The 20,640-nt window shown below is 61.3% G+C and carries 14 protein-coding genes; 12 read left to right on the plus strand and 2 right to left on the minus strand.

Annotated features, from left to right (window positions below; genetic code table 11):
- Positions 1 to 271 precede the first annotated feature (271 nt).
- The 9 genes from DWV48_RS03255 to mfd all read left to right on the plus strand — a co-directional run bounded on the left by DWV48_RS03255 (position 272) and on the right by mfd (position 15,153).
- Entirely contained in the window at positions 272 to 2,914 is a 2,643-nt protein-coding gene (locus tag DWV48_RS03255) for a YhgE/Pip domain-containing protein (protein WP_118653425.1), read from the plus strand.
- Positions 2,915 to 5,125 (plus strand): YhgE/Pip domain-containing protein, encoded by a 2,211-nt coding sequence (locus tag DWV48_RS03260; RefSeq protein WP_118653426.1) that lies wholly within the window; start codon positions 2,915 to 2,917, stop codon positions 5,123 to 5,125.
- 322 nt (positions 5,126 to 5,447) lie between these two features.
- Positions 5,448 to 6,785 (plus strand): glutamine synthetase family protein, encoded by a 1,338-nt coding sequence (locus DWV48_RS03265; protein ID WP_118653427.1) that lies wholly within the window; start codon positions 5,448 to 5,450, stop codon positions 6,783 to 6,785.
- A 98-nt stretch (positions 6,786 to 6,883) separates the two neighbouring features.
- The gene (locus tag DWV48_RS03270; RefSeq protein ID WP_118653428.1) at positions 6,884 to 7,546 is read left to right on the plus strand and encodes a response regulator transcription factor; all 663 of its coding nucleotides are present in this window, start codon (positions 6,884 to 6,886) and stop codon (positions 7,544 to 7,546) included.
- A gap of 208 nt (positions 7,547 to 7,754) precedes the next feature.
- Positions 7,755 to 9,095 (plus strand): S1C family serine protease, encoded by a 1,341-nt coding sequence (locus tag DWV48_RS03275; RefSeq protein ID WP_118653429.1) that lies wholly within the window; start codon positions 7,755 to 7,757, stop codon positions 9,093 to 9,095.
- Between the two features lie 331 nt (positions 9,096 to 9,426).
- Positions 9,427 to 9,708: a NifU family protein gene (locus DWV48_RS03280; RefSeq protein ID WP_118653430.1), complete on the plus strand. Its 282-nt coding sequence runs from the start codon at positions 9,427 to 9,429 to the stop codon at positions 9,706 to 9,708.
- 103 nt (positions 9,709 to 9,811) lie between these two features.
- The gene (gene lgt, locus DWV48_RS03285; protein WP_118653431.1) at positions 9,812 to 10,633 is read left to right on the plus strand and encodes a prolipoprotein diacylglyceryl transferase; all 822 of its coding nucleotides are present in this window, start codon (positions 9,812 to 9,814) and stop codon (positions 10,631 to 10,633) included.
- Positions 10,634 to 10,668: 35 nt separating this feature from the next.
- Complete coding sequence (nth, locus tag DWV48_RS03290) at positions 10,669 to 11,331, plus strand: endonuclease III (RefSeq protein WP_118653432.1); 663 nt, start codon at positions 10,669 to 10,671, stop codon at positions 11,329 to 11,331.
- Positions 11,332 to 11,568: 237 nt separating this feature from the next.
- Positions 11,569 to 15,153: a transcription-repair coupling factor gene (mfd, locus tag DWV48_RS03295; protein ID WP_118653433.1), complete on the plus strand. Its 3,585-nt coding sequence runs from the start codon at positions 11,569 to 11,571 to the stop codon at positions 15,151 to 15,153.
- On the opposite strand, the gene DWV48_RS03300 is transcribed toward mfd, so the two are convergent.
- Positions 15,150 to 16,064: a MurR/RpiR family transcriptional regulator gene (locus DWV48_RS03300; RefSeq protein ID WP_158574804.1), complete on the minus strand. Its 915-nt coding sequence runs from the start codon at positions 16,062 to 16,064 to the stop codon at positions 15,150 to 15,152. The genes mfd and DWV48_RS03300 overlap by 4 nt on opposite strands.
- Positions 16,065 to 16,211: 147 nt before the next feature.
- Between DWV48_RS03300 and DWV48_RS03305 the strand changes: the two genes are divergently transcribed.
- The 3 genes from DWV48_RS03305 to DWV48_RS03315 all read left to right on the plus strand — a co-directional run bounded on the left by DWV48_RS03305 (position 16,212) and on the right by DWV48_RS03315 (position 20,225).
- Positions 16,212 to 17,645 (plus strand): glycoside hydrolase family 1 protein, encoded by a 1,434-nt coding sequence (locus DWV48_RS03305; protein ID WP_118653435.1) that lies wholly within the window; start codon positions 16,212 to 16,214, stop codon positions 17,643 to 17,645.
- A gap of 10 nt (positions 17,646 to 17,655) precedes the next feature.
- Entirely contained in the window at positions 17,656 to 19,044 is a 1,389-nt protein-coding gene (locus tag DWV48_RS03310; RefSeq protein WP_118653436.1) for a PTS transporter subunit EIIC, read from the plus strand.
- Positions 19,045 to 19,268: 224 nt separating this feature from the next.
- Entirely contained in the window at positions 19,269 to 20,225 is a 957-nt protein-coding gene (locus DWV48_RS03315) for a DMT family transporter (protein WP_158574805.1), read from the plus strand.
- Between the two features lie 136 nt (positions 20,226 to 20,361).
- Here the strand turns inward: DWV48_RS03315 and DWV48_RS03320 are convergent, their stop codons facing one another.
- Entirely contained in the window at positions 20,362 to 20,547 is a 186-nt protein-coding gene (locus DWV48_RS03320) for a DUF362 domain-containing protein (protein ID WP_039910702.1), read from the minus strand.
- Positions 20,548 to 20,640: the final 93 nt, after the last annotated feature.

The raw sequence follows: 20,640 nt of genomic DNA on the forward strand, positions 1-20,640 counted from the left end.
GATTGACCGCAATATAACCGCAGGTCAAGCCTTTGTTGCACAAATGGCTACACGGCGGATGCGGACTTTATCTCAACATTTGCGTATTTGCACGTTCCGCACGCTGGAGAAGAGGCTCTTTTCGCCCTTTCATGTGCACAGGTGTGTCGCCCTATTGCGAGTATTCTGCAGAAAGTATTGATAGTTACTAGTACACGTGTTGTTTTTCTTACGACCGTAGTATAGTTCTGCTCCATCAAAGGCAATAGTAAGGTCAAAGGGTGGTTCGAGCGTGAAGAAGGCCTTCCAGATCTTTAAACGAGACCTCAAGCGGTTACTGCACAATCCCGTGGCGATGGTCATCACCATTGGTGTGTGCATCATCCCGTCATTGTACGCCTGGTACAACATCGAGGCGAACTGGGATCCGTACAGTAACACCTCCGGTGTGAAAATCGCCGTCGCCAACGAGGACGAGGGCGTTGAAAATGAGTTGACGGGGTCGCTCAATGCCGGTGAGCAGACGGTCGAGCAGCTCAAGGAAAACGACGACCTGGGCTGGGTCTTCACCGATGCGGAAAGCGCGAAAGAGGGCGTGTACAGCGGTGAGTACTACGCCGCGATCGTCATTCCTAAGGACTTCAGCGAAAAGCTCACGAGCATGCTCACAGGCGACTTTGAGCAGCCCGAGCTCACGTACTACGTGAATGAGAAGAAAAACGCCATTGCCCCCAAGGTGACCGATACGGGTGCCGAGACCATCGAGGAGCAGCTGAACGAGACCTTTGTCGCAACGGTCAGCAGCACGCTTGTCGAGCAGGCGCAAAAGCTCGGGGTCGATGTGGACGCGGCGGGGGAGCGCGCGGAGCAGGGCGTGCTCGCGAATGTCTCCGATTCCGTCGACGCCCTGCAGCGTGTGCGCGAAGGCCTTGGCGGCATGGCGACTACCATCGACGACGCCAAGGTTGCCGCAACGAGTGCCAAGAGCTCGCTGGCCGGCATGAACGCCGAGACGCCTGCGCTTGTCGATGCGCTCGACAAGGGACACCAGCTCCTGGGCACAACACGTTCGGCCGCGGGCGAGTTCCACACCGCGCTGTCGACCGCCCTCGCCAACGGAGCGACCCAGCTGGGCACGGCTTCGTCGAAGGCGGACGCCGCCGTTGGTTCAATGGCGGGCGCCGTCTCGGCTGCTAAGACCAAGATCGACATATCGCTCTCCAACTTCCAAGCCGTGATCGATTCCAATTCGCGCGCCCTCGAGGCCCTGCGCAACCTCAACAACTCGGCTTTGGGCTCAAACGGCGATATCGAGGCCTTCATCCACGACCTTGAGAACCAAAATGCCGGTCTGCAGTCTGCCAAAGACGCGCTGCAGACGCAGAGCGATGCACTCGGCCAAGACGTCGATGCCGCGACCACCGCGACGGACGCTATCAACACCGCCGTGCAGGGCAGCGTCGAGAACCTGGGCAAGACCCAGCAGACCCTCAACTCCAGCGTCATTCCCCAACTGAGCGCGGGCCTCGATGCGTTCTCGAACGTCTCGGGCGACCTGTCGGGCGTCGTGACGAGCCTCACCCCCACCATCGCGCAGTCCATGGGCCTACTTGACCAGCTGAACGCCATGCTCGACCAGACCAAGAGCGCGCTGGCGAGCAGCGATGAAACGCTGGCCGACCTGCAGGCTACGCTTGAGACGGTCAAGACCGACATCGTCGCGCTGCGCAGCTCCGAGGCAACACGCGAGCTCGCGAACCTGCTCGATATGGACCCCGCTAACATCGCGGATTTCATGTCCGCCCCGGTGACCCTCACCACTAAGGCCGTGTATCCGGTCGAGAACTACGGTTCGGGCGTCACGCCGTTCTACACGAACCTGGCTCTGTGGGTGGGTGGCTTTGTGCTCATCGCCATCTTCAAGCTTGAGGTTGACACCGAGGGTGTGGGCCAAATCACGGCCAACCAAGGGTATTTTGGCCGCTGGATGCTCATGGTCCTGCTCGGCTTCGTGCAGTCGATCATCGTGTGCGTGGGCGACTTGGTGCTAGGGATCCAGTGCAGCCATCCCGTGTTGTTCGTGATTGCGGGCGTGTTCACCTCGTTCGTCTACGTGAACATCATTTACGCGCTGTCGATCGCGTTCAAGCATATCGGCAAAGCCATCGGCGTCATCCTCGTCATTGTGCAGATCCCGGGTTCCTCAGGCATGTACCCCATCGAGATGATGCCCGACTTCTTCCAGGCTCTGCACCCGCTGTTGCCCTTCACCTACGGCATTAACACGATGCGCGAGACCATCGGCGGCATGTACGGCATGAACTACCTGTTCAACCTGGGCATCCTTGCGGTGTTTTTGGCCGTGGCGCTCGTGGTGGGCGTATGGCTGAGGCCTAAGCTCCTCAACCTCAACCTGCTGTTCGACCGCCAGCTCTCCGGCACGGGCGTGATGATCTGCGAGCGCGACGACATGCCGCGCGAGCGGTTCTCCGTGCGCAACGCCGTGCGGGCGCTGTTTGACACGGAGGCGTATCGTCGCGAGATCCTCGAGCGCGGCGCGCGCTTCGAGCACCGGTACCCGCGGCTTATCAAAGCGGGCTTCTGCCTGGTGCTTGGTCTGCCCGTGCTGCTGTTCGTGCTCACGGCAACGCTTGACCTCGACATCGACGGCAAACTCGTGATGCTCGTGCTGTGGATCGTTGCCATCATCGTGGCGGATGCCTACATGATCTTTATCGAGTACCTGCGCGAAAGCCTGAATTCACAGGCGCGTATGACCTCGCTGCCCGATGACGAGCTGCGCGAGGAGCTGGGCCGCAGCATCGCGCGCGGGGTGCCGGCGCGCGCCGCAGGGGCGAGCCCGGATCGCGGCCTCACCGGCAGAACTCCTGCACACATCACCAACGGAGACGCCCCGAAGGGAGGCGAGGAGTAGATGAAGAAGATCATTGCCCTGCTCAAGCAGGATCTCTCGAGGGTGCGCGGCAGCGTGGTCGCATGCATCGTCGCGGTGGGTCTCGTGATTGTGCCCACCCTTTACGCCTGGTTTAACATTGCGGGCAGCTGGGATCCTTACGGAAACACGGGCAATCTCAAAGTCGCGGTGGCGAATTCGGACGAGGGCTATCTGAGCGATCTCATTCCCGTGCGCGTGAACATCGGCGACACGGTCGTCTCGTCGCTACGTGAGAACGACAACATTGACTGGGTCTTCGTCAAGGAGGGCGAGGCGGTCGAGGGCGTGCGCTCCGGCGAGTACTATGCAGCCGTCGTGATTCCCGAGGATTTCAGCTCTCGCATGATGACGGTCTTTTCGAGCGATGCCGAGCACGCCGAGATCGTGTACTACGAGAACCAAAAGGCCAACGCCATCGCGCCCCGCGTGACCGACAAGGCCGCGAGTACGGTGCGCAAGCAGATCGACGAGACGTTCGCCGAGACTATCAGCGAGGTGGGACTGGCCACCACGTCGAGCCTGCTCGATTACCTGGACGGCGATCAAATCGCCAACTACGCGGCGAACCTGAGCAGCACACTCACGGCGGGCATCGAGACGTTGCGCGATGCGTCCAAGACGGCGACCGAGTTCACGGGGGTCCTGGGCTCCTCCACAGGCCTTTTGGATTCTGCGGGCGACTTGTTGTCTCAGACGGGCGAGGCCAGCTCGAGTGCCGAGGCACTGGTGAGCGATGCCAAGACGGGCTTTGCCAACATGGATGCCGCTCTCGATGGCGCGGTTGACGCCATCAACGGGGCGCTGGCCGACAGCGCGGGTGACTACGAAGCCGCCGCCACGGCCATAGAGAACGCGTTCGCCACCGTGGATGAACACGTGTCGACTACCTGCACGCAGCTGCGTAGTGCCTCGTCGAAGATAGCGGGGCAGGCGGCGGATGCACGTGCGGTGCAGAAGAAGATCGCCTCCCTTGAGGACAAGGTCGACAGTCTGCCGATATCAGATGCGGCAAAGGCCGAGCTCATTCAGCAAATCGACATCGTGGCCAACACGGTGGGCAACGTCGCTAACCAGCAGGAACTGCTCGCACAGCACCTCTCGGATGCCGCCGATTCCCTCGAGGCGGGTGCCACCGACGCTCGCGAGCAGGCAGAAGCCGTCAAGGAAAACCTCGCCTCTGCCAAAAACGACATCGCATCGATCAAGGACTCCTACAAGGAGACGCTCGAGCAGGAGATCGCGTCGCTCGCCGATGCGGTGGAGAGCGTCGCCAAGAGCAGCGAGGACATGGCGAGCAGTCTGAGCACGACCGCCTCCGATCTCTCGACGGCATCCAAGGACCTTTCGAGCGACCTTTCCGATGCGCAAGGCGTGCTTACCAGCGCCGCAATCGACCTGAGTACCTCCGCCGACGGCCTGCAGGAGCTCAAGGACGGCATCGATGCCGCCGTGGCGTCGGGCGACCTGCAGAAGGTGCGGGACCTCATCGGGTCGGACCCGACATCGCTTGCCGAGGCCCTCGCCGCCCCGGTGGCCCTCGACCGCCAGGCCGTGTACCACATCGAGAACTACGGCAGCGCCATGGCGCCGTTCTACACTACGCTGTCCATCTGGGTCGCGGGCATCGTGCTTGCCGCAATGCTCAAGGCGAACGTGGATGAGCGCGATATCCAAGCGCTCGCGCCGATTCACCTGCACGAGCTCTATCTGGGACGTTACGCGTTCTTCGCGTTGCTCGCCTTTGCGCAGGCGACGCTCGTGTGTGCCGGCGACCTGATGTTCTTTGGGATCCAGTGTGCCCATCCGCTGCAGTTCCTCCTCGTGGGCTGGGTTGCCGGGTTCGTGTTCAGCAACATCATCTACACGCTCACGGTGAGTTTTGGCGATATTGGCAAGGCGATCGCCGTTGTGTTGCTGGTCATGCAGGTGGCCGGCTCAGGCGGTACGTTCCCTATCGAGATGACGGCCGACTTTTTCCAAGGTGTCTATCCGTTCCTACCGTTCACGCATGCCATCAACGCGATGCACGCCGCCATGGCCGGAGCCTATGGGATGGAGTATTGGCGTGAACTCGGTGTCTTGGCGTGCTACCTGCTTCCGTCGCTCGCGCTCGGTCTGGTATTCCGCCGTCCCGTGATTCGCGCGAACCAGTGGATCATCGAGAAGCTCGAGGAGACCAAGCTCATGTAGGGGCCGACGGCCGAGCGCACGGCGGCGCGGTCTCAGCCGTCGATTGCCGCGAATCGGGCGTTTTTGTAACGAGTTTCCAGAGGGGCCGAGTAGACAGGTGTTTTGGGCTATCGCCAACTGGGGCTTTGATGCCCAAACCGACCGTCTACCCGGGGCGTCTCGATCTTCGTTACAAAAACGCCCGATTCGCGGCATTGCACCTTCTGCCCATGCCCTCATTTCCAAGGTGCTTTTATGCGGGGGAGTGCCGGAAACTCGGACGAAACATAACTATGCGAACATGGAGACAATCTGGCATCATCGCATGTGAAAGGGCTCGCATATGGACCAGCAGCAGAACATCGATTTCGTCCTGCGCACCGTCGAGGAGCGCGACATCCGCTTCATCCGCCTGTGGTTCACCGACGTGCTCGGCAGGCTCAAGAGCTTCGCCATCAGCCCCGAGGACCTCGAGGTCGCGTTTGAAGAGGGCATCGGCTTCGACGGTTCCGCCATTGAGGGCTTCACCTCTCCCGACGAGGCGGATATGCTGGCCTTCCCGGATGCCTCCACGTTCCAGATCCTGCCCTGGCGCCCCAAGCACGACGGCGCCGCGCGCATCTTCTGCGATGTCTGCACGCCCGACCGCCAGCTGTTCGCTGGCGATTCGCGCGAGTGCCTGCGCCGCATGTTCTATCGTGCGGAGAAGCTCGGCTACATCATGAATGTGGGCGCCGAGCTCGAGTTCTACTATTTCCCCGACGAGCACACACCCGAGCCCATGGACAAGGTTGGCTACTTTGACCTCACGCCGTCGGATTCCGCGCGCGACCTGCGCCGTTCCACCGTGCTCATGCTCGAGAAGATGAGCATCCCGGTCGAGTACACCTTCCACAGCTCCGGCCGCTCGCAGCACGGCATTTCCATGCGTCACGCCGAGGCACTCACCATGTCCGATGCCATCATGACGGCCAAGCACGTCATTCGCACCTGCGCCTACGAGTCGGGCATCCACGCCTCTTTCATGCCCAAGCCCATCGCCAAGGGCTCGTCCTCGGCGATGCTGCTTCACCAGTCCCTGTTTGACCGTGAGGGCAACAACGTCTTTTGGGGTGACGACGCCAAGAACCACCTGTCGCCTATTGCCAAGAGCTACATGGCCGGTATCTTGGCGCATGCCTCCGAAATCAGCGCCATCACCAACCCCACGGTGAATTCCTACAAGCGCCTCTCCGCCGGCGTGGGTAACGGCCCGCGGTATGCAACGTGGGGCATGCGCAACCGCTCCGCTATGATCCGCGTGCCCATCTACAAGCCGGGCAAGCAGGTTGCGGCCCGCATTGAGCTTCGCAGCCCCGACCCGATGGCCAATCCGTATCTGGTGAACACCGTCACGCTGGCAGCCGGACTCGACGGCATCAAGCGCGGACTCGAACTGCCCGAGGAGGCGACCTCCGATCTGTTGCGTCTGCCCGAGAGCGAGCTGCGCGCCCGCGGCATCGAGCCGCTGCCGAGAAACCTCGACGAGGCGCTCGACGTCTTTGAAAGCTCCGATTTCATGAAAGACGCCCTCGGCGAGCACATCCATGCATTCTTCCTCAAGAAGAAGCGCGACGAGTGGAATCGCTTCAACGCCACAGTGACCGAGTGGGAGCTCGATCACTATCTCGCCAATTCATAGGGAGTGGGGCCTCGGTCGGTGATCCTTGCCCGAATATCACCGCCATGTACGTGCTCGACCTGCCTATTTGTTATGATGATGCCGTCGGAGGTGTGAATATGTCCGAAAAGTCTGTGCTATTCATGGCGCGTACCACGCGACTTCATGATTTCGTCCGAACACTCGCCTCGTCCTTAGGTGTCGAGGTGCATATTGCGACCCCAGATTCGCCTGCCGTAGCGCATGATTTCGACCTCCTTATTCTCGATGGCGATGGGGTGCGTTCCGATCGCGTCGATGCCATGGCAAAGTGGCTCGAGCAGCGCGGCGGTGTGCCCATGCTTCTCATGATGGATGAGGAGAACCTCTCCGACCTGCATCTTCCCTCTCATGTCCGCTCCGATTTCATTTGCTCGGGTGCAAGTGACGCCGAGCTTGAAGCGCGCGCCCGCCAGCTTTTGGGCGATGGCGAGACCGTCGCGGTCGACGAAGTCCTCACCGTGGACAACCTCACGATCAACCTTGCCACCTACCAGGTATCGCTCGACGGCGAGCCGGTTGACCTCACGCTTATGGAATACTCGTTGCTCAGCTTTCTGGCAACGCATCCCAACCGTGCGTACAGCCGCGAAGTGCTGCTGCATCGCGTGTGGGGCTTCGAGTATTGCGGAGGAACGCGTACGGTCGATGTCCATATCCGTCGAATCCGCAGCAAGGTGGGTCCGCAGATCGCCGGTCACATCTCCACGGTTCGTGGTGTGGGCTACCTGTTTAAGGAATAACGTGTGCGCCGGGGCGCGGGCCGAAGGGCACGCGCCCCTTTTCATGCGCGTTGCCTTTTCGCGCCGTGGGTTGCGTATATTGCGCTCCGAGTGCCTTTCGAAAGACTTAATGGTACTTACAACTTGATTAAAGTCCGCGACTCTCGGGGGGTTGAACCTCGTATTTGGGGTACAACGTTTGAGATTAAAAGCGTTGAAAGGAACTTCCATGATTGATGACAAGACTCCGCAGCGCCCAGACGGCCTTGCGGGGGATGAGCCGCATTCCGCTTCGCACTCCGAGCCAACGGTGGAGACCACCGTCATGCCCGCGATGCATACCGAAACGCGTACCGTGGTGAAGACCAAGAGCCGCAAGCTCCCGATCTTCCTTGCATCCCTGCTTGGTCTTGCCGTAGGATCCGTGCTCGTGATCGCGCTTGTGATGTCCGGCGCATTCCGCATTACGGGCACCAATGTGGAGTCTGCTGCCAGTGGTGCCACGCAGACTATCGAGATCGATCCCGAGGACACCACGCTTTCGGAGGCCGTTGCCGCCAAGGCTCTGCCATCTGTGGTGTCGATCACCGCTCAGGGCGAGACCGAGGACTCCGGCGGCATCGGTAGCGGCGTGATTCTCGACACCGACGGCAACATTCTCACGAACTACCACGTAATTGAGGGTGCGTCCGCATTGGTGGTGCGCACGGACAGTGGTGACAGCTATGAGGCCGAGGTTGTGGGCACGGACGAGTCGAGCGACCTCGCCGTGATTCGCCTCCAGGATGCCGAGAGCGCCGATCTCACGCCCATTGACCTCGCCGACTCCGATGATCTCACCGTGGGTGAGTGGGTTATGGCAATCGGTAGCCCCTTTGGCAACGAGCAGTCCGTCTCGACGGGTATCGTCTCCGCTTTGTACCGTTCCACCGCACTTCAGAGCACGAGCGGCACCTCCATCTACGCCAACATGATCCAGACCGACGCCGCCATCAACCCCGGTAACTCCGGTGGCGCTCTCGTGAACGACGAGGGCAAGCTCATCGGCATCAATTCCGTGATTGAGTCTTATTCTGGCTCGAGCTCTGGCGTGGGCTTTGCCATTCCGGTGAATTACGCCATCAACATCGCGAATCAGATCATCGCCGGCGAAACGCCTGTTCATCCGTACCTGGGCGCCTCGCTTATGAGTGTGAACGCCTATAACGCGCGTCAGAACAACCTTGCAGTCGATAGCGGCGCCTATGTTGCCGAGGTCACTGCTGATGGTCCTGCCGCAACTGCGGGGATTGAAGCAGGCGACATCGTGACGGCGGTGGACGGCGAGCCCATCTCTTCCGCCGACGGCCTGATTATCGCCTTGCGTGAGCACGAGGTGGGAGACAAGGTCACTCTCACCGTGATGCGTGGTAAGGACGAGAAGGAGATCGAGGTTGAACTCGGATCTGACGAGGCATTGCAGGTCGAGCAGCAGGACGCTTCCGACGGCAACGGTTCGAGCGGCGGCATGACCGAGGAGGAGTTTCTCCGGTATCTCGAGCAGTACATGGGTGGCCGCGGAGGGTTCTAGCGCCTGCCCCCCGGTATGGCCCTCGTGGCGATGCGATACTGTAGTGCCACAATGGCGGGTACGCTCCAACTGGGGGCGCGCCCGCTTTTACATAGAGGGCGATGGCAGAACGGGGAACGGCAACGGGGGACGCCGACGGCGTTCGCGGCGAGCTGGTTTGGCGCACATCGACGCATCTGCGAATCTGCGGAGGATGACCCTCTACGGCTGAGTGCGGAACGGCACATGGGGGAGCGTGGTATAGTGTCTCCACACGCGGGCGCGATGCCCGTGAACAACGAATGACGCGCGGCGGCGGAGTGCGCAGCTGCGTTTGGAGAAGGGACTGCACATGGCGGTGAACGAACAGCTGCTGCTTGAAGTGCTCGAGCAGATTCGACCCAACTTGCAGGCCGATGGCGGCGACATGGCATATGTGGGCGTGACTGAGGATGGCGTGGTGCAGCTTGAGCTGCAGGGCGCCTGCGCAGGTTGCCCCATGAGCTCGCTCACCTTGTCGATGGGCATCGAGCGCATCCTCAAGGAGCACGTGCCCGGTGTGACTCGCGTTGAGCAGGTGGGTGGCGGCGCCGATGCGGCCAACGACCTGTACGACGAGTACGCTCCGTTCTAGGGTTTGCACAAGGGTCCCGAAGGCGCCGCCCGTCGGGACCCTTTCTTTTCCGTTCGCGCGCCGGGCATGCGTCTCGGCGCGTATCTCATAGGAGTGGCCATTCATGCTCAACGAGCTCTATCACAGCCTCGACCCCGTCGCATTTTCTGCGGGACCCTTCACCGTGTATTGGTATGGCCTTGCCTATATGGTGGGTGCGCTGCTGGCGGGCGTGGTGATGTACCGTACGCTCAAGCGCTGGGATATGGCCATTACCATCGACGACGCCATGACGCTTGTGGTCTCGGTGGTCTTTGGCCTGTTGATTGGCGGCAGGCTGTTCTACGTGCTGTTCTACAGCAATGGGTATTACTTTGAGCACCCGCTCGAGATCATCTTTGGGTCGAACGGGCATGGCATCAATGGGATGAGTTTTCACGGCGGGCTTGTGGGCGGCATCATAGGCGGCCTCATTGCCTGTCGCGTATTGCGGCTGTCGCCGCTGACCATCGCCGATGCGGCGTTCGTGGGGGTGCCCTTGGCGCTGTGCTTGGGGCGGTGCGCCAACTTCGTGAACGGCGAACTGTGGGGCAAGCCCACCGATCTTCCCTGGGGCGTGGTGTTCGGCGGGGCTGCCGGCGACATTCCGCGCCATCCGAGTCAGCTCTACGAGGCGTGTCTCGAGGGCATTGTGCTGTTTGCCGTGCTCTACCTGCTGAGCCGTCGAAAAAAGACGCCGCCGCAGGGCTCCATTATGGGGACGTTCGTACTCGGCTACGGTATCGTGCGGTTTTTAATCGAATTCGTACGACTGCCCGATGCGCAGCTTGGGTACCTGTTTGGCGGCTGGCTCACCATGGGCCAGCTCCTGAGTTTGCCGCTCATCGTGGCGGGAGCGGTGTTGCTCGTGTTCGCGTTCCATTTCAAACGACCGCAGCATCTCTAGGTGCCAGCGTCTTTAAAAGAGAGGAGCCAAGGCGGATGCCACGTGAGACGAATGCGGCAAAGCGCGAACGCGCGATCGAGACGTGCCGTCGTTTGAACGAGCGATACGGGCCGGTCGAGTGCTTTTTGGACCATGAGACCCCGTTCAGGCTGGTCATCGCTGTCTTGCTGTCGGCGCAGACGACGGATGCCCAGGTGAACAAAGTCACGCCGGAGCTGTTCCGCCGCTGGCCCACGCCCGAGGCGATGGCGGGTGCGACGTACGAGGAGCTCTCGGAGGTCATCAAGTCCCTCGGCTTCTACAAGACCAAGGCGAAGCACTGCATCGAATGCGCCCAGATGATCGTGGCGGATTACGGCGGCGTGGTCCCGAATGAGATGAAGGAGCTTGTGAAGCTCCCGGGTGTGGGGCGCAAGACGGCCAACATCGTGCTCAACGTAGGGTACGGCATCGTGGACGGCATCGCGGTCGACACGCACGTGAACCGCATCGCGCACCGCCTCAAGCTCTCGCCCAAAACACACGAGAAGGAACCGCTCAAGACGGAGCAGGACCTCTTGAAGATCCTCCCCCGCGAGTACTGGAACGACGTGAACCACCAATGGATCATGCTGGGTCGCGAGATCTGCGATGCCCGCAAGCCTTTGTGTGGGGAGTGCCCTCTGGCTGACATCTGTCCGAGTGCCAAGGTGGGGTAGTACTCGATATGTTGCAGCGCAAGCGCGAATTCTCAGGTGGACGAGCTTCTTAAAGGCACAACCGCAGGAAGAGGCTTTCAGCAATATCGATGAGCGCGAGATGGGCAGCTCGGACTGCAGCAAATCGTTTTTCGACCGGTGGGCATCTTGCGGTAGGATGATTTGAACATACGAATGCGTCGAACTCCCGCCCAAGCTCGCGTTTGGGCGGGTGTTTGGCGTCGGAAAGGTGCCCCCATGCTCATTCACCGTATCGCCGCGCAGCTCTATACCGCCGAGGCGCTTCAGGACATCGACGCGGCGCTCATGGCGGGAGAGGACGCCACGCTCGCGATCTCCCAGTCGGGCCGCACCCTCGCGGTGGCGGCCCAGTTCGCCCGCCGGCCTCGCCCCACGGTGTACATCGTCTCGGGTGAGGACGCGGCCGACCGCGCTGCGCGCTCCATTGCGGCGTATGTGGGTGCGGATCGTGTTGTGCGCTTCCCCGAACGCAAGGATTATCCGTGGAAGAACGCCGAGCCCGATGACGCCGTGGTCGCCGCCCGTTGCGCCGCGCTCGCGAGGATCGCGCGCGGCGACGCCTGCATCATGGTCGCATCCGCCCGCTCGCTCCTGCGATGCGTCCCGCCGCTCGAGAGCCGGTACTGGGCGTCCCGCACGTATTCCGTGGGAGAGGAAGTTGCCTTTGAGGAGGTTCCCGGGCAGCTCGTCTCGATGGGCTACACCCGTGCGGACGCGGCGGATGCCCCGGGCCTGTTCCGTGTGCTGGGCGATACCGTTGACATCTGGGCGGCCCAAGCGACCGCGCCGGTGCGCATCGAGTTCTTCGGCGACGAGATCGACCGCATCCGCCTGATGGTGGCATCGACCGGTCAGACGATCGGCGACGAGGATTCGGTCGAGATCAGCCCCGTGCGCGAGCTTGCCCTCACCGATGAGGCGGTGAGGCGGATCTCCGCCGCGCTGTACCTGCCCGCCCAGGACGACACCGAGCTGGCAGCCCTGCTCGAGCTGGTCGAGGCGCGCGTCGTTACGCCCGAACTCGAGCGCTTTTTGCCCCTGCTTTACGGCGAGACCGTGAGCCCTCTCGCGCACGTGCATCCCGATGCACTGGTCATCTTGTCCGAACCGCGCTCGCTGTTCGATGACTGCTCGCGCGCGTACGAGGACCTCGAGCATCGCGCGGCCGACGCGAAGATCGCGCGCCTCGACGGGCTCTACGTGCGGCCTCAAGAGCTTGACTTTGGGCGTCAGCAGCGCCTCAACTACGTAAGCCTCATCCGTGCGGGCGGATCGGTGACGGCGGAGCTCAAGATCGAGCAGCCGGCCCTCGCGGGTTCGGACAACCGCTTCATGAGCCGGATCCAGGAGGTTGTCAACAACCGCTTCGCCTGCGTGTTCGCGATTCCCGACCGCGGCGCGCGCGAGTCGATGGAGCTCTCCTTCACCGATGAGAACATCCCGTTCGAGGAGTCCCTCCAGGCGGCGCCCGAGAACGCCGGCGCCGTGGGCGGGGCGCGCGTTCGCGTCGAGCTCCTCAAGCGCGACGTGGATGCGCTCAATGCGCGCGGCATCGATGAGGGCGGGGAGCGCGTCGTCCCCACGTTGACGCGCGGCAGGATGACCTTCGTCGACGCCCCCATCCCGTCCGGAGTCGTGGTCCCCGCGGCGCATCTCGCCGTCTTCAGCCTCGCCGACCTCAACGCGCGCATGGACGGCCACCGCGGGCGCGCGCACCGGCGCGTGGACATCACCGAGGTCACCTTCCCCTTCAAGCCGGGTGACTACGTGGTTCACAGCACGCACGGCGTTGCCCTGTTCTCCGAGATCGTCCGCCAGGAGGTCGCCGGCAAGGAGCGCGACTACTTCCTGCTGGAATACGCGGGGGGCGACAAGCTCTACGTCCCGCTCGAGCAGGTCGACCGCATCACGCGCTACGTCGGCCCCGACGGCGACAACCCTCGCCTCACGCGCCTCAATACGGCCGACTGGAGCCGCGCCACCACCAAGGCGCGCAAGAGCGCCAAGAAGCTCGCCTTCGACCTCGTCGACCTGTACACGCGTCGCAGCTCGATCACGGGCTTCGCCTTCGGACCCGACAGCGCGACCCAGGTCGAGATGGAGGAGAGCTTCCCCTACGACGAGACGCGCGACCAGCTCGACGCCATCGCCGACATCAAGGCGGACATGGAATCGACCAAGCCCATGGACCGCCTGCTCTGCGGCGACGTGGGCTTCGGCAAGACCGAGGTTGCCCTGCGCGCGGCGTTCAAGTGCGTGGACGGCGGCCGCCAGGTCATGGTGCTGTGCCCCACGACCATCTTGGCGCAGCAGCATTACGAGACGTTCTTCGAGCGCTTCGCGCCGTTCGGCGTGGAGGTCGAGGTCCTATCGCGCTTCCGTACCCCCGCGCAGCAGCGCCGCGCGCTCGCGGCCTTCGCCGAGGGGCGCGTCGACGTGCTCATCGGCACCCACCGCCTGCTCTCCGCCGACGTCAACCCGCATGAGCTCGGCCTGGTGATCATCGACGAGGAGCAGCGTTTCGGCGTGCAGCACAAGGAGCAGCTCAAGAACATGCGCGAGCAGATCGACGTGCTCACGCTCTCCGCGACGCCCATCCCGCGCACGATGCAGATGGCCATGAGCGGCGTGCGCGATATGAGCCTCATCACCACGCCGCCCACCGGCCGTCGCCCCGTGGCGGTGCACGTGGGCGAGTACGACCCCGATGTGGTGAGCGCGGCCATTCGTTTGGAGATCGGCCGCGGCGGCCAGGTCTACTACGTGTCCAACCGCGTGAAGACCATCGACGACGCCGTTGAGCGCGTGCTGGAGGCCGCGCCCGAGGCGCGCATCGGCGTGGCGCACGGCAAGATGAGCCCGCGCGAGGTCGAGGACGTGATGGTGCAGTTCGCCACCAAGAAGATCGACGTGCTCATCGCCACCACCATCGTGGAGAGCGGCATCGACAACGCGAGCGCCAACACGCTGATCATCGAGGACTCGCAGCGGTTGGGCCTGGCGCAGCTCTACCAGCTCAAGGGCCGTGTGGGGCGCTCCGCCACGCAGGCGTACGCGTACTTCATGTTCCCCGGCGAGCTGCCGTTGACGGAGGAGGCAACGGCGCGCCTGACCGCGCTCTCCGAATTCCAGGACTTGGGAAGCGGCATGCGCATCGCCATGCGCGACCTCGAGATCCGAGGCGCCGGCTCGCTGGTCGGCGCCGAGCAGCACGGCAACCTGTCGAGCGTGGGCTTCGATCTGTTTACGCAGATGCTGGGGCGGGCGGTCGCGGAGGCACGCGGCGAGGGCGCCGGCGACGTCGAGCAGGCGACCGTGGGCATCAACCTGCCTGCGGACTTCTTCCTGTCCGAGGAATACGTCCCGGCGGTCGACCGTCGCGTTCTGGTGTACCGCAAGCTCGCGGCTGCGGACATGCTCGAGCAGGTCGACGAGCTCCAGGAGGAGTGCGAGGAGACGTTCGGTGCCCTGCCCGAGGCGGCGCAGAACCTGTTCGACCGCACGCGCATCCGCATCCGCGCCGACAGGCTTGGTCTCGAGAGCGTTGCGCTCATCGCGGGGAAGCTCACCTACCAGGGCGTTGACGTGCCCAAGGGCGTGGCGTTCGATCTGCGCACGAAGCTCGGCGCGATCGCCTTTCCCAAGACGCGAAAGTTCACGGTCCCCTACAAGGCGGGGGCGGGCAGCGGCAGCGGCGTCGGTCGCGGCATCAACGCCGATGTGGCCGCCGGCGGCATGGGCCCCGTGCAGGCGGCCTTGGGGATTCTGGCTCAGCTCGGTCCGAGCGGCGACGACGACTAGGCGCGCCCCGGGTTGTGCTCGACTCGTGGTGCGCCTTTTGAGGATGGCGTATACCGGGACGCGGGGCTCTTCTGCTCGATGATCTCCGGCCAAGAAACCGTTGGACCGAAGAGGGGGTTTCCCGGCGTTTTATATTTCGTGATGTAGCGGGAAGAAAGAAGGTCAAACAGGTACGTGATGGCGTACTTCGAGTAAACCCCTAGCTCATCGATGCCGTCTCCTCGCCCGCTCAGGTAGTACGCCTTATCAAAACGCGAAGCGGTGTCTTTGCTGGAAAACGCCGTGATGAGCACCTTCTTCGCCGTTCGTCCCCACATGCGTTCGTCAAGTTCGCGTGCGAACATGCCCGAGACCGAAACCACGATGACCAGGGAATCGTGGTAGGTCTCGACGCGCATCGGCGGCTTACCGTTGTCTTGAGTGTTGAGGCGCACAATCTTTCCTGCAAAGAACATCTCTTGTTGGAAGCGCATGAGATTTCCGCTCACATTGTTGGTGCAGAGCAGCTCGACATTGCGGTGTTGGGCTATCTCGTATGCGAGCTCGTCGAGAAGGGCATCGGATATCCTGCTCTCCACTTCCGCATACATCTCCATCATGCGAATATCGAGCTCAGCACGATATTCGTTGAAGCTGAGATTAGGGTCGCGGTGCCTGAAGTCCGAGGGGAAGACCAGTTGAGAAAAAGAGTTCTTGAGTTCGCTCAGACTCTGGTACCCCAGACGGTTGCAGAAACGGCGAACAGCCGATCTCGTCACGTGCGCTCGCTCTGTTATGGCGCTCACGTTGATGGCCTCGGAATTACGAAGGTTTGAAATAAGGTAGCGCGCAATGGCGACATCGTTGCCGTCGCGCTCCTCGTTGATTATTGAACTGATGATGTTTAGCAGGCCAAAGCCGTGATTGCTCAAGATGACCCCTCGCGAACGGTCTCCAAACAGTGGTTCATTTTATGAATCATAGCAGGCAAATTCCTTTTCTATACTTCAAATCAGATGGCGCCATGTTCGAAAAAGAGCGGGAAAACCACCTGCGTAAAAGGAGGGGAGGATGGTCGCATGGATGTTCAGGGACACGCGAATCTGCAGTTACCGGACTTCTTGTGGGGTTCTGCCACGGCGGCATATCAGTGCGAAGGTGCTTGGGACGAGGATGGCAAGGGGCTTGGCGAGTGGGATTATTTCAACCACACGAGCGCCAAGAACATCAATAACGTCGACGGCGACGTCTCGTGCGATTTCTATCATCGTTACGAGGAGGATATTCGGCTGTTGGCAGAGGGCGGCCAGAACACTTATCGATTCTCTATCGCGTGGAGCCGCATTTTGCCCGATGGGGTCGGTGAGGTCAACGAGGATGGCGTCGCCTTCTACAATCGCGTGATCGATTGTTGCGTCGAGCACGGGGTTGTTCCGAATGTCACCTTGTTCCATTACGACCTTCCCTATGCCCTGGCCTGCAAGGGCGGCTGGCTCAATGCGGATGTCGCCAAGTGGTTTTGCGACTACGCCAAGATCTGCTTTGAGCGCTTTGGCGACCGCGTGAAGGTGTGGGCAACCATCAATGAGCCCCATTTCTATAGCTACTGCGCGAATATGCTGGGCAACTACCCGCCCAACAGATCCCTCGACATGCAGTCCTTTATGCAGTATCAGTACCACCTGATGCTTGCCAGCTCCATGGCCGTACGCGCATATCGGGAGATGGGCGGCGACGGCATCATCGGCGTCGTGCACGACGGCGGTGTGGTCGAGGTCGATCCGGCTGCGGAGCATCCCGAGGAGGTGTTCTGCGGTGCCGACTTCATGGCGAATCGCATGATTCTCGCTCCATGTTTGCAGGGCAGGCTTCCCGAGGAAATGGACGAGATGCTCCAAAAGCTCGACGTCTTGCTGTATCGCGTGCCGGGCGACGAGGAGATCTTTGCCCAAGGCGTTGGCGACTACATCGGCTTGAACGTCTATTGCCGCGAGTACGCAACGGACTGGCGTGGCGGAGCGACCCGGGTTTCCGCCAACAACAAGGGCGGAGCGAGCAAGAAGCTCGAGGGGAAGGTGATCGCACCGCTGTATCAGACCACGTGCGATCCGAATGTTCCCCGCAACAAGTGGGGACGCGAGATTCTTCCGCGTGTCATGTACAGCACGATCATGGACATCGCGGAGCGCTACGGCAACCCGCTGATGTTCATCACGGAAAACGGCCACGGTGCCTACGAGGATCCCGACGCCGAGGGCATGGTTCACGACGACGAGCGCATCGAGGTACTGGATCAGTTTATCGAGCACATGATGCGCGCTCGCGCGGAGGGTGCAAACGTCCACGGGTATTACGTATGGTCAACGATGGATCTGTACAGCTGGATCAACGGTTACCAGAAGCGCTACGGATTGGTTCGAGTCGATTTCGACAATGATCTGAAGCGTGTTCCCAAAAAGAGCTGGTATTGGTATCGCGATCTGATCAACGGCTATCTAAATCAAAGCGAATAGGAGGCGTGAAATGAAATACGAGAAGATGCCGCACTCTATTCTTGCCGCGATTGGCGGTGTGGAGAACATCTCGTCCGTCACGCATTGCGCGACCCGCTTGAGGATTGATGTAAAGAAGCTCGACGCAATCGACCTCGATGCGGTCAAGAAGGCGGAATATGCGCTCGGAGCCGTGGTGAGCGGCGGCCAGCTGCAGGTCATCATCGGTCCGAACGTGACCGAGGCATACAACGATTTCCTCGAGGTCGCGGGCATCGATTTCGGTGCAGGTGTCGTCGCAGACGATGAGGGCACGATCGCCGACATGGCCGCCTCGGTGAAGAGCAACGGCGCGGTCGGCATTGTCGAGAAATTCGGCAACATCACCGCCCAGATCTTCATGCCCGTCGTCCCGGCGCTTATCGTCGGCGGTCTGATCCTTGCCATTAAGAACCTTCTGGTCAATTACTGCGGGTTTAGCACCGATAGCGGCACGGCGCAGGTGCTGCTGGCGATCTTCGACGCGGCCTTCACGTTCCTACCCGTCTGGATTGGCTATCAGCTTGCCGCCATTCTCAAGATGCAGCCGATCATGGGCGCGCTTCTCGGCGCGATCATGGTGAGCCCGTCGATCAGCGGCGTTGAGGGCCTCGATTTTCTCGGGATGCCTATTCCGGCGATCGGCTACGGTGGAACTGTCGTGCCCATCGTGCTCGGCGTCGTGTTCATGCTCGCGGTTGACCGCTTGCTGCAGAAGGTCATCCCCGATGTTGTGAAGCTGTTCGTCAAGCCGTTGCTCACCATGTTCATCGTTGTCCCCGTGACGCTTCTGGTTCTCGGTCCTGTCGGTTCCATGATGGGTTACGCGCTGAGCGATGCCGTTACGTGGCTTATGGGGCATGTCGCGGTGATCGCCACTCCGATATTTGCCGCGATCAACCCGTACCTCGTCATGCTTGGTCTCGATAAGGCCTTTATCGCAATCGAAGTGAATAGCCTTGCCCAGCTTGGATACGCGCCTATTATCTTCGGTTTCATTTCGAACCTGTGCATCGGAGCTACCTGCCTGGCGCTTGCGAGCACCATCAAGGGAGATTCTGCTCGTAAGGGCATGGTGACCACCTTTGGCATCACCGCGCTGTGCGGCGTTACCGAGCCGGGTTTCTACGGCGCTCTCATCGAGCGTCCCCGTCTGCTTCTTGGCACTGCTATCGGCGCCCTGTCTGGTGGTCTCATCGCCGGCATTTTCGGGCTCGTTGAGTACGTTGCCGGCGCCTGCCCCGGTCTGCTCTCGGCGTTGATCTTCATCGCCCCGGACGGCGGTATGGATAATTTCTTCCTTGCCTGCGTGGTCGCCGCGGTGAGCATCACGGTGTCTTTCATCGCGACGCGGGTGATCATAGCCAAGTTTGAGAAGTAACTTACCTGAGGAACAGTTCGCTTGGGTTCCCGTTTGGCTGGTTGATCGGGCGGCCCGCTCCCGTGGCGTGACCGTTTGAGTTTGTTGAGGGCGGTCCGCTTGAGAGAGCTCTGCCTGCACTTCGCTGGCTGAAGATCGGGGCATGTGCTCCGTCCTCGATGCGTGCGTCGAGGACGGAGCTTTTATATGGCGAAATCTCTGTATGCGAACCATGGGGGTTGTGGATGCAAGTTCGTTTTGGATATTGTCTTGTCCTGCTTGGCGCTTTGCTGTGGGGTGGCGTAGGCGTCTTTTCGCGCACTCTGGGTCAAATGGGCCTGACTGCGATGGAGGTTGCGGCACTCAGGATGTTCGTCGCCAGCATATTTCTCGTCCCGATTCTCTTGGCGATGGGGGCAATCAGGGATTCCGAGAGGGCGGGAAGACGGGGGTTCCTTCGGCTTTTCCGAATCTCACCTCAAGGGCTGTTTTGGAGCGCGCTTGTTGGTGTTTTTGGCCTCGCCCTGTCCAGTGCGACCTACTATATATCTATAGAGCATATTGGCATGTCAACCTCTTCGGTGCTCATGTGCACGTCTCCTATGTTCGGCATCGTGCTCGGTCGCATACTATACGGCGAGGGGATAACCAATCAAAAAATCGTCTCACTTGTTTTCAACGTCGCGGGTTGCACACTTGCCGTCACGGGCGGCGCGCTCGAGATCGAGTCGATATCCCCAATTGGAGTTGGAATGGGCGTTTGCTCTGGCTTGATGGGATGCCTGCTCACAATGTTCAGCAAGGCGGCAACACGTTACGCCCGGCCGCTCACTGTCGTATTTTATGGCTTTGTGGCCGGTGGCGCCCTTTTGTCCGCCTTCGCGAACCCGTTTGCGAAGATAGCTGGGGGCATGCCATCCGGGTTCTACTGGGTCGCAGCCGCTTTCGGCTTGTTCCCAACGGTCCTCGCGTACTTTTTCTATATGACTGGGCTCTCAAAGGGGCTTGAGGCATCCAAGGTCCCCGTGATCGCCACGTTCGAAACGGTGACGGCCGTGATACTCGGCGTTGCCATATTCAGAGAGCCGTTTGGCATGGGAAAGCTGATCGGCGTCTGTTTGGTCCTGGCTTCCATCGGCATAATGAGCACCGATGTGGCGGCTCAGCGCAGAAAGCTTCTGGAAAGGGTCCGTTCCGTGTAGTGCGCCGTAGGTGCGAGGGAAGGGTTCGGTTGCGATCGGTTTCGCTTCTGAGCTGTGAGATGGTCGGTTAAGACCAAGGCCCGACCCCTTGCGGGGCCGGGCCTTGGTCTTACGAGGCAATGATGCCGGACTTGTACTAGTCCTCGGCGATCTCGGTGATGGCACCGGCGGGGCAGGCGTCCTGGCAGGCACCGCAGGCGACGCAGGAATCCTCGTCGGCGACGGTGGCGACGTCGTTCAGCTCGAGAACGCCGGCAGGGCAAGCGTCAACGCAGACGCCGCAGGCGATGCACTCGTCAGCATCAATAATCGGATGAGCCATGATAAACCTCCTCTGTTGCGCCCGGTGCCACAGGCGAAGAGGCAACGGGTCTTTCTCAAAAGAAAGATACCACGCGGCTCCTTCAATGCAAGC

Source organism: Collinsella sp. AF08-23 (assembly GCF_003479805.1).
Classification (GTDB): Bacteria; Actinomycetota; Coriobacteriia; order Coriobacteriales; family Coriobacteriaceae; genus Collinsella.

What these genes read in the sequence shown, in the direction of transcription:
- DWV48_RS03260 (WP_118653426.1), top strand. Translation starts at nt 2,915, where the DNA reads ATGAAGAAGATCATTGCCCTGCTCAAGCAGGATCTCTCGAGGGTGCGC.
- DWV48_RS03265 (WP_118653427.1), top strand. Translation starts at nt 5,448, where the DNA reads ATGGACCAGCAGCAGAACATCGATTTCGTCCTGCGCACCGTCGAGGAG.
- DWV48_RS03270 (WP_118653428.1), top strand. Translation starts at nt 6,884, where the DNA reads ATGTCCGAAAAGTCTGTGCTATTCATGGCGCGTACCACGCGACTTCAT.
- DWV48_RS03275 (WP_118653429.1), top strand. Translation starts at nt 7,755, where the DNA reads ATGATTGATGACAAGACTCCGCAGCGCCCAGACGGCCTTGCGGGGGAT.
- DWV48_RS03280 (WP_118653430.1), top strand. Translation starts at nt 9,427, where the DNA reads ATGGCGGTGAACGAACAGCTGCTGCTTGAAGTGCTCGAGCAGATTCGA.
- lgt (WP_118653431.1), top strand. Translation starts at nt 9,812, where the DNA reads ATGCTCAACGAGCTCTATCACAGCCTCGACCCCGTCGCATTTTCTGCG.
- nth (WP_118653432.1), top strand. Translation starts at nt 10,669, where the DNA reads ATGCCACGTGAGACGAATGCGGCAAAGCGCGAACGCGCGATCGAGACG.
- mfd (WP_118653433.1), top strand. Translation starts at nt 11,569, where the DNA reads ATGCTCATTCACCGTATCGCCGCGCAGCTCTATACCGCCGAGGCGCTT.
- DWV48_RS03305 (WP_118653435.1), top strand. Translation starts at nt 16,212, where the DNA reads ATGGATGTTCAGGGACACGCGAATCTGCAGTTACCGGACTTCTTGTGG.
- DWV48_RS03310 (WP_118653436.1), top strand. Translation starts at nt 17,656, where the DNA reads ATGAAATACGAGAAGATGCCGCACTCTATTCTTGCCGCGATTGGCGGT.
- DWV48_RS03315 (WP_158574805.1), top strand. Translation starts at nt 19,269, where the DNA reads ATGCAAGTTCGTTTTGGATATTGTCTTGTCCTGCTTGGCGCTTTGCTG.
- DWV48_RS03320 (WP_039910702.1), bottom strand. Translation starts at nt 20,547, where the DNA reads ATGGCTCATCCGATTATTGATGCTGACGAGTGCATCGCCTGCGGCGTC.